The organism is Patiriisocius sp. Uisw_017 (assembly GCF_047731265.1).
Lineage (GTDB): Bacteria > Bacteroidota > Bacteroidia > Flavobacteriales > Flavobacteriaceae > Patiriisocius.
Window position 1 is genome coordinate 2,498,513 of sequence record NZ_CP159835.1, and the last position, 13,536, is coordinate 2,512,048.

General features: G+C 39.1%; 3 protein-coding genes. 1 reads left to right on the plus strand and 2 read right to left on the minus strand.

Features of this window, described 5'->3' with window-relative positions; genetic code table 11:
- Nucleotides 1-259 precede the first annotated feature (259 nt).
- Nucleotides 260-8,479 (plus strand): SdrD B-like domain-containing protein, encoded by an 8,220-nt coding sequence (locus ABXT67_RS11475; protein WP_415374169.1) that lies wholly within the window; start codon nt 260-262, stop codon nt 8,477-8,479.
- A gap of 380 nt (nt 8,480-8,859) precedes the next feature.
- Here the strand turns inward: ABXT67_RS11475 and ABXT67_RS11480 are convergent, their stop codons facing one another.
- Together ABXT67_RS11480 and ABXT67_RS11485 are read right to left on the minus strand one after the other, a co-directional pair.
- On the minus strand, nt 8,860-12,189 hold the full coding sequence (locus ABXT67_RS11480; protein WP_415374171.1) for a VCBS repeat-containing protein: 3,330 nt from the start codon (nt 12,187-12,189) through the stop codon (nt 8,860-8,862).
- Nucleotides 12,186-13,499 (minus strand): vanadium-dependent haloperoxidase, encoded by a 1,314-nt coding sequence (locus ABXT67_RS11485; protein WP_415374173.1) that lies wholly within the window; start codon nt 13,497-13,499, stop codon nt 12,186-12,188. The genes ABXT67_RS11480 and ABXT67_RS11485 overlap by 4 nt, the downstream gene beginning before the upstream one ends.
- Nucleotides 13,500-13,536 lie beyond the last annotated feature (37 nt).

The window sequence follows — 13,536 nt, forward strand, 5'->3', positions numbered from 1 at the left end:
GGTTAACAGCCTAAGTATTTCATATTAAAGAGTTGGGTAAGGATCTTTTTAAACCGGAACTACCCTAAGAATTATTTAAACCTAGCAATAGGATGACTATATAATTTAAAATACATCGAGAATTAAAAATACAGCTCTTTATGAGTAGTTTCTTAATTCTATAGTCCAAAACGAAAATACGCAGCGTTAGGTATTTTTAAAAAGAGAATTAAGTAGCAATATTTAGCGGTAATAATCAACTAACACCAGCACAATTATTATGAACCAATCACTACTAAAAGTCGCATCCAGTCTTATGAAAAATTGGATGAAAACATTCGTTTTTACACTTTGTCTACTTTTTTCTCAAAGTATTATTCATGCTGCGGATATTAGCGTACCTGCAGATCAAGCGACGATTCAGGCAGCAGTGAATGCTGCTGTTGCGAACGATGTGATTATCGTAGCAGATGGCACCTATACTGAATCTGTAGATGTTGGTATGGCAGCTGGTAACATTACCATTCGCGCAGCGAATATAGGAATGGCAACGGTTAACGGTGGAACAGCTCCTGCTTTTTTTGCCTCTGGCCATATTGGCGATATTACAATCGTTGGGTTTGAGCTCCGGTCTACATTAAATCAAAGTGATGGTGGCGTTATCAATGTGACAAATTTAACTGGCTGGCTTACCGTAAGAAATAATACTTTTTCTACGGGTTCACAATTTTTTACGATTGGGATAAACCATATCACTAATGCCGCGGGTGTGTCCACGCAAACGACTATTTTAGACAATAGCTTTGGCGCCTTTGAAAACCATGATTTTATACATATAGAAGCTGGGGAAAATGGAGTTGGCGGGGATGCTGATATTTTAGTGGATGGCAATACAAATACCAGTGTAATTGAAAATGATGCTGTTTTTATTGGTCTCGAATCAAGTAATACAACGGCTATTGTAGTGGTTACCAATAACACTTTTGGTGGTTGGGCCGGGTCCGGAAACGGAATAGATTTATTTATAGGAGGCGGGAGTACACCACCCACTAACCTAGAAGCTCATTTTTTGATCCAGAACAATATATTTAACAATGTCGATGGTGACGCCATTCTAATTAATTTTGATGGAATAGGCACGAAAATTTTTGGAACCATTGACACAAACACTATCACAGGCGATGGCGTAAATACAGAGGATGGAATTTCTTTTGATGATGACTCTAGTGGAGATGGTATAGAGGCAACCGTGTTTGTTACCAATAATAATATTTCGGATATTACCGACAATGGGATTCGTTACCGTCCCTTTAATGATGATCCGGGTATACATACCATAAATATGGTGATTGACGGTAACACCATTCATAATCCTAATAGTGACAGTAGTCCTTTAGGTGGTGAAGAAGCTGGAATCAATATTTCAGATGATTCTGGTGGTGACGATGAGAGATATGTGATAAATGTAGAAATAACGAACAATACTTTTACAAGCCTAAATGCAGTTACCGCTTGTATTTTGATTGAAAGACCTACTTCCACAACAGCAGGTACCGCAGTGATCAATTATACCGAATCTGGGAATACAGGGTGCATCGCTATCGTAAGAGGAACACCCACCGCAGTAGCAGATCCAGTTGCAAACAGCTTAGCCTTATCAAGCATTGGTAACTTTATATGGAACGATCAAAACGGAAACGGAGTCCAAGATGGAGGAGAACTAGGAATTCCAGGAGTACCCATTAATTTTACAAATGGTAGCCTAGGAGGAAATACTGCGACCAATGGGAGTGGTGCCTATTTTATACCGGCACTTACTGCAGGAAGTTACACACTCACAATAACTCCAACGACAGAATTTTCATCTTTTACCATACAAGATGCTGGTGGCAATGATGGTTTAGACAGTGATTTTGATGCTGGAACTGGAGAAGCTTCTGTTGTCTTAGCAGCAGGTGCAGACAATTTTACGATTGATGCAGGATTGACGGCTATACCTCCATTTGTTTGCCCAACCGTGGGCGCCGTATCAGCTTCAGAGACCTTAGTGTGTGTGCTGGATACTTTTAATACGACCGCAACTGGATTAGCAACTATGGCTAGTGCAAACAATGGTGAACAAGACTTCGGAATTCAATTTGTAGCGTTCACAGCTACACCAGCAAATCCTTATACAGGAGGTATGGGTCTTGGTACCGTTGCATCTGGAAGTCTTACAGGTGGAGGCACAATCGCTTCATTAACAGGAGTAACCATCGCAATGGCAGGAACCTATGAGATCTATGCGATTCTTTCACCCGCACCAACAGAACCAACGTGCCGACCAGCTGTAATGACCTCCATTACGGTAAATATCCAACCAACAGCTACATTTACAGCCTTTGCAGATTTATGTGTTAATGCTGGAACCCAAACAGGCCTTGGCGGAGGAATTTCCCCAGGAGGTGTATACTCAGGAACAGGTGTTACCGATGATGGTAATGGAATGACTTATAGTTTTGACCCTGCAGCAGCGGGCGTTGGAGTTCATACTTTGATGTATACATTAGGAGTTGCAGGATGTACAGATACAGCGATGGATGATGTAGTAGTCTTTGCACTTCCAACGGTACTATTTACGGCTCCAGTCGATCTATGTCTCGATGCCGGTAATCAAACTAACCAAACTGGTGGTTCACCAACAGGAGGCCTTTATTCAGGACCTGGTGTTACAGATACTGGAGACGGAATTAATTACTCATTCAATCCGGCATTAGCTGGAGTAGGTCTACACGTATTGACCTATACTGTTAGTGACTCAAATGGGTGTATAGGTTTTGCAGCGGATAATGTAGAAGTTTTTGCACTACCCTCTGTAACATATATAGCTCCGGCAGATCTTTGTGTTGATGCAGGTGTGCAATCTGGTCTTGGGGGAGGAACTCCAACATTAGGTGTCTATTCCGGAACTGGCGTTACCTATGATGCTAATGGAATAACCTATAGTTTTGATCCAGCAGCAGCGGGCGTTGGAGTTCATACTATTACCTACGAATTTAGTGATATTAATGGATGTCTTGGAAGGGCAACAGACGATGTAGAAGTTTTTGCATTACCCGTTGTAACATTTACAGCTCCAACTGATCTTTGTTTAGACTCAGGTGTGCAAACCGGTCTTGTCGGAGGAACTTCCCTAGGAGGTGTGTACTCAGGAACAGGTGTTACCGATGATGGCAATGGAATGACTTATAGTTTTGACCCAGCAGCAGCGGGCGTTGGAGTTCATACTTTGATGTATACATTAGGAATTGCAGGATGTACAGATACTGCCTCAGACGATGTGGAAGTATTTGCATTACCCGTTGTAACATTTACCGCCCTGACAGATGTATGCATCGATGCAGGTGTGCAAACCAGTCTTGGTGGTGCTACGCCAGCAGGAGGTATTTATTCTGGATCTGGCGTTACCGATGATGGTAACGGAATGACCTATAGCTTTGATCCAGCTACTGCAGGTGTTGGAATACATATAATGACATATACTTTTACGGATGGTAATGGATGTTCAGGTTCTGCAACCGATAATGTAGAAGTCTTTGCACTTCCAACAGTTACATATACAGCTCCGGCAGATCTTTGTGTTGATGCAGGAGTGCAGGCTGGTCTTGGTGGCGCTACGCCAGCAGGCGGAGTTTATTCTGGAACTGGCGTTACCGACGATGCAAACGGAATGACCTATAGCTTTGACTTAGCAGCAGCGGGCGTTGGAGTTCATACTATTACCTACGAATTTAGTGATATTAATGGATGTCTTGGAAGGGCAACAGACGATGTAGAAGTATTTGCTTTACCGACAGTCACATTTACAGCTTCAGCAGATCTATGTATTGATGCTGGAGTGCAAACTGGTCTTGGCGGAGGAACTTCTCCAGGAGGTGTTTACTCAGGAACAGGTGTTACCGATAATGGGAATGGAATGACTTATAGTTTTGACCCAGCAGCAGCGGGCGTTGGAGTTCATACTTTGATGTATACATTAGGAATTGCAGGATGTACAGATGCTGCCTCAGACGATGTGGAAGTATTTGCATTACCCGTTGTAACATTTACCGCCCTGACAGATTTATGCATCGATGCAGGTGTGCAAACCAGTCTTGGTGGTGCTACGCCAGCAGGAGGTATTTATTCTGGATCTGGCGTTACCGATGATGGTAACGGAATGACCTATAGCTTTGATCCAGCTACTGCAGGTCTTGGAATACATATAATGACATATACTTTTACGGATGGTAATGGATGTACAAGTTCAGCATCAGATAACGTTGAAGTCTTTGTAATACCTACTGTAACATATACAGCTCCGGCAGATCTTTGTATTGATGCAGGAGTGCAAGCTGGTCTTGGTGGCGCTACGCCAGCAGGCGGAGTTTATTCTGGAACTGGCGTTACCGACGATGCAAACGGAATGACCTATAGCTTTGACCCAGCAGCAGCTGGAGTAGGAACACATACTATTACCTACGAATTTAGTGATATTAATGGATGTCTAGGAAGGGCAACAGACGATGTAGAAGTATTTGCTTTACCGACAGTCACATTTATAGCTCCAGCAGATCTTTGTGTCGACGCAGGTGTGCAAACTGGTCTTGGCGGAGGAACTTCTCCAGGAGGTGTTTACTCAGGAACAGGTGTTACCGATGATGGCAATGGAATGACTTATAGTTTTGACCCAGCAGCATCGGGTGTTGGAGTTCATACTTTGATGTATACATTAGGAATTGCAGGATGTACAGATGCTACCTCAGACGATGTGGAAGTATTTGCATTACCCGTTGTAACATTTACCGCCCTGACAGATTTATGTATCGATGCAGGCGTACAATCAGGACTTGGAGGCACGACACCAACAGGAGGGATCTACTCAGGATCTGGCGTTAACGATGATGGAGACGGAATGACCTATAGTTTTGATCCAGCTACTGCAGGTGTTGGAATACATATAATGACATATACTTTTACGGATGGTAATGGATGTACAAGTTCAGCATCAGATAACGTTGAAGTCTTTGCACTCCCAACAGTTACATATACAGCTCCGGTAGATCTTTGTGTTGATGCAGGAGTGCAAGCTGGTCTTGGTGGCGCTACGCCAGCAAGCGGAGTTTATTCTGGAACTGGCGTTACCGACGATGCAAACGGAATGACCTATAGCTTTGACCCAGCAGCAGCTGGAGTAGGAACACATACCATAACCTATGATTATACAGATGCAAATAGTTGTTCAGGTTCTGCAACCGATAATGTAGCAGTCTTTGCACTTCCAACAGTAGTATTTACGGCTCCGGCCGATCTATGTATCACTGCAGGCGTACAAGCTGGTTTAAGTGGTGGCTCTCCAACAGGAGGTGTCTACTCTGGTGCAGGTGTTACCGATAATGGCAATGGAATGACCTATAGTTTTGACCCTGCAGCAGCAGGCGCTGGTACTCATACAATAACATATACTTTTGAGGATGGCAATGGATGTTCAAGTTCAGCATCAGACGATGTAGAAGTATTTACTACACCAGTAGTAGCTTTTACGGCTCCGGCAGATGTATGTGTTGACGCAGGAGTTCAGACAGGCTTAGGCGGAGGACTCGCTTCTGGCGGTGTTTATTCTGGACCCGGTGTTACCGATGATGGCAATGGAATGACCTATAGTTTTGATCCTGTAGCAGCTGGCGTTGGAATACACTCCATAACCTATACCTTGAATGATTCAGGATGCATAGGCACTGCAATGGATACTATAGAAGTATTTGATCTTCCAGTAGTAGCGTTTACCGCACCAGCAGATATCTGTATCACTGAAGGTGTACAAGCTGGTCTCGGGGGAGGAACTCCAACAGGCGGAGTATATTCTGGAACAGGCGTTACCGATGATGCAAACGGAATGACCTATAGCTTTGACCCAACAGCAGCAGGCATTGGGCCAAATACCATTAGCTACACTTTTACAAATGGAAATGGATGTACAAATTCAGCTTCTGATGATGTGGAAGTACTTGCCTTACCAATAGTAACCTTTACAGCCCCTGCAGATCTTTGTGTTAATGCAGGTGTTCAAACTGGTTTAAGTGGTGGCTCTCCAACAGGAGGTGTGTACTCAGGAACAGGTGTTACCGATGGCGGTGATGGAATGACCTATAGTTTTGATCCTGCAGTTGCAGGAGTAGGAACTCAAAGTATAAGCTATACCGCGGGAGCTGTAGGCTGCACAAATACAGCAGCTGATACGGTTCAAGTATTTGGTTCTTCAATAGTAACTTTTAACGCACCGGCAGATCTATGCATCGATGCAGGTGTTCAAACGGGTCTTGGTGGTGCTTTGCCAACAGGAGGAACGTATTATGGACCTGGTGTTAGCGATGATGGCAATGGGATGACCTATAGTTTTGACCCAGCAGTAGCTGGTGCAGGAGTACAAACATTGGTATACCTTGTTGGAAACATAGGTTGTTTAAGTACAGGAAATGATACGGTGGAGGTCTTTGATGCACCAACGGTCACCTTTGTAGCGCCTACTCCAAATATTTGTGTGCTCGATGTGGTTGTAACTGGCCTAGGCGGTGGAACTCCAACGGGTGGTATCTATTCTGGAATAGGTGTTAGTGATGATGGCAATGGGATGACCTTTAGCTTTGATCCAACAGCCTCTGCCCCAGTGGGAGGAAACATTCCCGTGACCTATACCTATGCCGATACGAATGGCTGTTCTAATGACACCACCGAAAACATCTTTGTTAATGATGCTATGAATTGTGATGCTTGTCAAGCCACAGCTACCTTTGGCGCTGCGGGTTGGGGTGCAGTGATGCCCAGTATTGACAACCTAGTACTCATCGAAGCAGATTATGATACGGCGCTCTTAGGTTCTTTTGAAGCCTGTAAGTTGATCGTAAATCCAGGAGCAACCCTTCGTGTTAATGCGGGGGATTATATCTTGGTAAATACAGATATTACCGTATCTGTGACGGGAAGTTTACTAGTAGAACACACCGGAAGTGTGGTACAAGTAGAAGACAGTGCGATGGTTACCAACGATGGTACCATCAACGTCAATGTGACCACCCCAGAGGTAGCTCCTAGAGACTTTATCCTCTCTGGTAGCCCAATGACTATGGAAATGCGCAATGGGGTTTATAACAACTCTTTTAGAGTCGTAAAACATTTAACGGCAGCGTTTGATCCAGACCCAGCTGTGGATGCTTTCTATATGCCTAATGTCGTGGCCAACTTTGTGGATGTTGATTTTAATGACTGGATGTTCCATACAGGAATCATCAACCCTGGTGAAGGATATTTTGTATATCCACAAGCTAACTTAGCCGACGGAAATTCAACCTATGACTTAGTCTATGAGCAAGGAACCTTAAACAACGGAGTTATTACCTATGCAATGGAGTTTAACGGCGATGCGAATTCGAGTCCCTCTATGTTAGCCAACCCATATCCGTCTGCCATTGATGCCTCCCTATTTTTAAATGCAAACCCTGAGATTGATGAAGTATATTTCTGGGAGCATATTACCGAGCCAGGGGCATTCCCAGGAGGAAATATAACTACTGAAAACTTCTCGATGGAAGACATCTCGATGTACAACCTCTCTGGAGGTATTGGAGCAGGAACACCCGCAACCAATGGGAGTACAACTCCCAATGGTATGATCGCTACCTCGCAAGGCTTTGGTGTAAAAGCGAGTGCAATGGGAACCGCTACCTTTAACAATGCAATGCGGGTAACCACTGGGAACAACACCCTAAGGAATACTGTATCAGAGGGCAACAAAATCTGGTTACAGCTAGAAAATGCGCAATACAGTCTCAGCAGTGAAGTATTAATTGCCTTTATGCCAATGGCAACAGAAAGCTATGATTCAGGATATGATAGCCATCAGATTGGTAGCCTTGTATCGCTATACTCGCATTTACCAGACAATACGATGTCTTTAGGAATTCAAGGTAGAGAAGTCTTTAATAAGGAGATACAAATCCCAATGGGATATGCTTCTCAAATAGACGAGACTACCACCTTTAAAATTACCATTAAGCAACTAGAAGGAGTCGACATTGAAAACGCAACCGTATATCTAATAGATAAGGCTACAAGAACCATTACCAACCTTACTAAAGAAGGGGCCTATAAATTTAGAAGTCGAAAAGGAAACTTCCCAAATAGGTTTACACTTCAGTTTATGGCCTATGATAGATTTGGAAGAATACTAGGAGATGATGCTGCTGCTATTGCCGCCATTTCTGTAGTGCCTAATCCTACCGATGGACTGTTGTTTATCAACTCCCCTAATTCAATAATCAATACCATTACCCTTACAGATATGAGAGGAAGGCTCGTGCGAAACCTAAAGAATATTGACGGGTTGAACTCCACCATCGATATCTCGGTATTAGATAGCGCTGTGTATTTCCTAAAAATTGAAACCGAAAAAGGAACCTTGGTCAGAAAGGTTATGAAGGAATAGTTTCAAGCAAAATAATTTAAAGATTAAAAAGCCGCTTTCAGTTTTAATGTGGAAAGCGGTGTTTTTTAATCTTAGATATATAAAAAACACATCCTTATATTATTATGAAAAAAACATTGCTTATTTGCTCAATTTTATTTGTTGGAAATACATTTGTTAATGAGCAAACAATTGAGGGTTTTTAATCTTCCTCGGTATTACTTCAAGGCTGTTTAGAGAAGTCTGCTATTGCATCTACTGCTATCTGACGGTTAGTTGGCTGGAGTGTTAAATATTTTTTGAGGGTGCTCATAATGACTTGTTATAGAATTAAAAAGCTTGATTAATCAGTTTAATAGTCATGTCTTTTAATGGGTCTAAGCTAAAAAATAAATTCTTTCTTATTTTTGTTGTTGAATAGAGGGAGTTTTCAATTCAAAAAATTGTAGAGGTCCCGAGTTATTAGTAACGATAATTAGGGACTCATCTATAGCTTTAATTTTTCTTGAATCTAAGTTTTGAGTTGAAAAACCACTTTCTTTTTTTGTTAATGGGGCGAATTTTCCTTTTTTATTGTTTATCAAAACTAATCCATTTGAAGCATCGCTTCTTCCGGATTCTACATCTACACCAAAATTATTTCCTACCACAACTATATCTAAAAAGCCATCCATATTAATATCTTTAATCAAGATATCCTGTACATATGAGAATTGTGCTTCGATAGGTAATTTGCTCATTTTCCACTTCCCATTACCAAGGTTTTCTACATAAGCAGATTCAAAATAATGAGCTGTTAAATAGTTGGTCTGATTAGCTATAATGTCATCAAGATTAGCTCTTGAATATGACTCATAATTTTTGAATTTCTTTCTAACACCTTTCATTTGCATAAATAGTTGATCTAAAGAATGTTTTGGATAATAAACTTGGTCTGTTTCATTGTAGTAACAAGGAATAGCATCAAGGTCTTTATTGTCATCAAAATCACCATAGTAAATTTTTGCAGGATGATTTTTGACAGGTTTGAACATCGTGTTTAACCCTCTGTTCCCAACAATTAAATCTAGGTCACCATCATTATCAAAGTCAGCAGTATCAACACAGTTCCACCATCCACTACTTTTTTCTAAACCATTACCAGGTGACTCTATAAATTTATTTAATTTGTTTTTTCTTAAATAGATAATATTCATCCATTCACCAACAACTACTAATTCGTTGTTTGATATTGTAATAGCATCGTTGACTATTCCTAATAGTCCATTATTAGGCAATAACTCTGAGCGATCAATAAATTTACCATTACTATTTTCTAATAACCAACTTTTTTCAGATGTCGGATATTTATTTTTTTTAGCAAAACCTCCTACAAACAAGTCTAAATCACCATCGTTATCAAAATCAATTGTGGTAACGCAAGAGGTTGATGTTTCCATCTTCGGCAATAAATCATTTTGTTTTTCAAAATCACCTTTACCATTATTAATATAAATTCTATCTTGATATATTTCTCCATTCTCAAATTCATTACTTCCACTTGAAACGTAAAGATCTATATATCCATCTGAATTAACATCAATAAAAAGACAGCCTGCATCTTCAGAATTCTTGTCCAAATCAAAGCAGGGGGTGCGTTTTTTTGAGAATTTACCACCACTTTCTTGAATAAAAATGGATCCAGCTTCTCCGGAACTTCCTCCCAAATAAAAGTCATTTAATTGATCACCATTTATATCTCCTATTGCAATTACTGGCCCCTTATTAGATTGAAAATGCTCAAGTAAAGGTTCTTGTTTAAAATCGATGAAAGGATTTTCTATATGAGTATAATTAACAAGGTTGAGTTTCTCTGTTATCAATTTGTTTTTATTCTTTAAAACATAATTATGTTTATCTATTGCATCGTCAATTTTTAATTCTATTTTTTGATTTACGTCTACATTGTTTAATGTTTGACTTTTCCCATTAGGCCAGATTACTTCTAATTCAAGAATTTCACTATCTACCCCCAAACCAAAATGTAAGTTTTGATCAACAGAAGATAGAAACCCTCTGTAGGGTGTTACTTCTCTAAATTGGTCTCCAGAGCTTGTTTTGATCTTAACTTTTGCTCCAAAGCCGTTAATATTACCTTTATTTCCTTTTAAAGCTACGGCTAAATAGTTTCCTTTATCCTGTTCCCTGGCATTATTGCGATATAAAAAGGCTTCTTGATTAAAATTATTTACAACCAAATCTAGATCTCCATCTAAATCTAAATCAACATATGCAGAACCGTTTGAATGTGATGGTTTATCTAATCCCCAATCTTTAGTTTTATCTTTAAAACGTAAATTTTTATTATTGCGATACATGTAGTTACTTATCTTTGTACTCGTCATTAAATTGATGAGATCAAGTGCTTTTACATGGTCATTACCTCTTGCGAGCTCTACAGCTTCCATAGAACGATATTTTAAATAATCTAGATCGGTAATGTCCTTATAGTGTCCATTAGAGATAAATAAATCTTGCCATCCATCATTATCAAAATCTGCAAATAATGCACCCCAGCTCCAATCGGTGTAGCTTATTCCTGCTAATTGACCTATTTCAGAAAATGTGCCATATTCATTGTTTAGTTGCAGCATGTTTCTACTTACTTGATGATAAAAGCCAAAGTCAGCAGCCATATGATACTTGTCATAAGGGCTAGCTGCTTTCATTTGTTTTTGTCTAAAATTACCTTCAGGAATCATATCTAAAGTGACTACATCTGGTAGCCCATCATTATTGTAATCTGCTATATCTACTCCCATAGAATTTAGTGAGATGTGTTTGAAATGTTTTTCTAATTCATCTTTAAAAGTTCCATTACCTTGGTTGATATATGCGTGGTCTTTAGAAGAGAAGTCATTAGCTACATATAAATCAACAAAACCATCACCATTTAAATCTGAAGGCACTGCACTTAAACTAAAATCGTTATTGATAATTCCTGCTTTTTTACTTACATCAGTAAAAGTGTTATTACCATTATTTCTATATAGCTTGTCTGAATATTCTTCTTTCCAAAATACGGTTCCAGGCTCAAAATTTCCTTTAGAAGATTTAGTGTCGTAGATTGAATGTGCGTTGTCAAAATCTGCTCTATGATTCATTACATATAAATCTAAATCTCCATCATTATCATAATCAAAAAATACAGATTGATTTGAAAATCCGGCATCTGCAATTCCATATTCTTTGGCCTTATTAGTAAATGTATTATTTTGGTTGTTGATGTAAAGGAGGTTTTCTCTATACTCTATTTCTCCTGCCATTGATTTGCAAAGATAAATGTCCTGATATCCATCATCATTGATATCAACAAAAGAAACATCGGTGGTAAATCCTCTAGTAAATATATTTGCAGAACCTGAAATTTGTTCAAACTCCAGATTCCCTTTATTAAGATATAATCGACCTCCAAAAGTATTTCCTGTCATAAAAATGTCAGGAAGTCCATCATTATTTATATCTCCAATACCAACGCCTCCACCATTATAAAAATATTCATAGGTCATTATATTAAAAGCTTCGGATTGATTGACCTCGTTCATAAAATAAAATCCACTCTCTTCTTGATTTAAAAGTGTAAATAAAGTAGGGATGGTAGAGAAAGCTTCAATCTCCTTCTTTTTTGCTGTCTCTTTATCTTTACAACTGAGGATGAATAGTAGAATTAAAACGATATAAGTATGTTTCATTTTTTTAATGTTTTGATTTTAGAAACTACGTGTTGCCCAACTTTATTACCTTGTTCTATTCCATTATAAATTGCTGGTTTATAATGAATACCTCCATAAAGACGACTAACTGCAGCTTCGTCAGAAGCATTGTAAAAGGATGTAAATGACCGTTGGGGCATGCCATATGGAGTTTCTGTAGAGTCAATAAATGCATAATTATCTCCAAAGAGATTTGTTAAAACTGTAGAAGCAGCTCTTGATACTACGCTATGTCCACTTGGGTATTCTGGAAAGTTTGGGGTAGATAAAATGGGTGTCCAACTTGCATCAATTTTGTTTTGTATAACAGTAATTGGGCGAATATAATTTGTTGTATATTTTGCTTCCCAGCAACTAATAAATGCATCAAACATACCAATGCATAAACTAGTATATGCATGAGAAACTTCCATCATATTGAAATTTTGTTTTATAGCTGCTGCTCTGCAGATATTCATCCAATGACCGCCTGGAGTTAGCTTTTTTTCAGAATAAGTCAAATGCCCTTCATGGCGAGAAATTATGGGATTACAGTCCCAAAATTTAGCAATAGCTTCAGTAGAATCTGTTTTAGCATTTACTACATTATAAACTTCCATTAATTCATCATGAAACAAACTTCCTTTGGTCATATCATATTTAGTAGGCGGTGGTGGTGAAAATTGTGAGGATGAATCTAATGTTATAGGTCGAATTTTAGACCAATGCGGTTCTAAAGCATCCATATAATCGGGAGCCGTAGGTATCCAAGAATCTTCGAGGTTTAATAATTGATATTCCCCCATGTTTCGCGTTTCATTATAATTGTCTTTTTTGAGCCAAGCAATCATTATTATAGAAATCTCGTCACTATATTTTTTCGCGTACTCTATTTTCGAATGCGATTCAAGTAAACTATCTAATTTATTAATCTCTTTATCAATATGGTTTGTTGTGTAAACCAATTCACGAGCGACTTTAAGAAATCCGTATAGCGCCGCAATTTCTTGACCTTGATCTGATTTGAATTTTGGAAAATTTGGGAAATTAGGAAACACTGAGTTTAATGATGCGTAGTTAGAATCTTTACTTGACATTATTTCATATGCCAATAGATTTGGGTATAAGTAAATTCGGCTTGTTACAGGAGGCGAAAAGAAATCATGAACAATGTCTTGTTCTAGAGCAACGTTAGCGTTGTGTAAATATGAAGAGTCTAAGATTTTATTATTATTTGAATCTTGACAAGAAGAAGTTATTATTAATAGGGAAAAAATTAAAAGGAAATGTTTTTGATTTAAGTTTCTCATTTATTTATTTTTAAAGCTAACACTTTCCCACAAAACA

Coding starts and splice junctions, on each gene's coding strand:
- ABXT67_RS11485 (WP_415374173.1), bottom strand. CDS start 13,499: ATGAGAAACTTAAATCAAAAACATTTCCTTTTAATTTTTTCCCTATTA.
- ABXT67_RS11475 (WP_415374169.1), top strand. CDS start 260: ATGAACCAATCACTACTAAAAGTCGCATCCAGTCTTATGAAAAATTGG.
- ABXT67_RS11480 (WP_415374171.1), bottom strand. CDS start 12,189: ATGAAACATACTTATATCGTTTTAATTCTACTATTCATCCTCAGTTGT.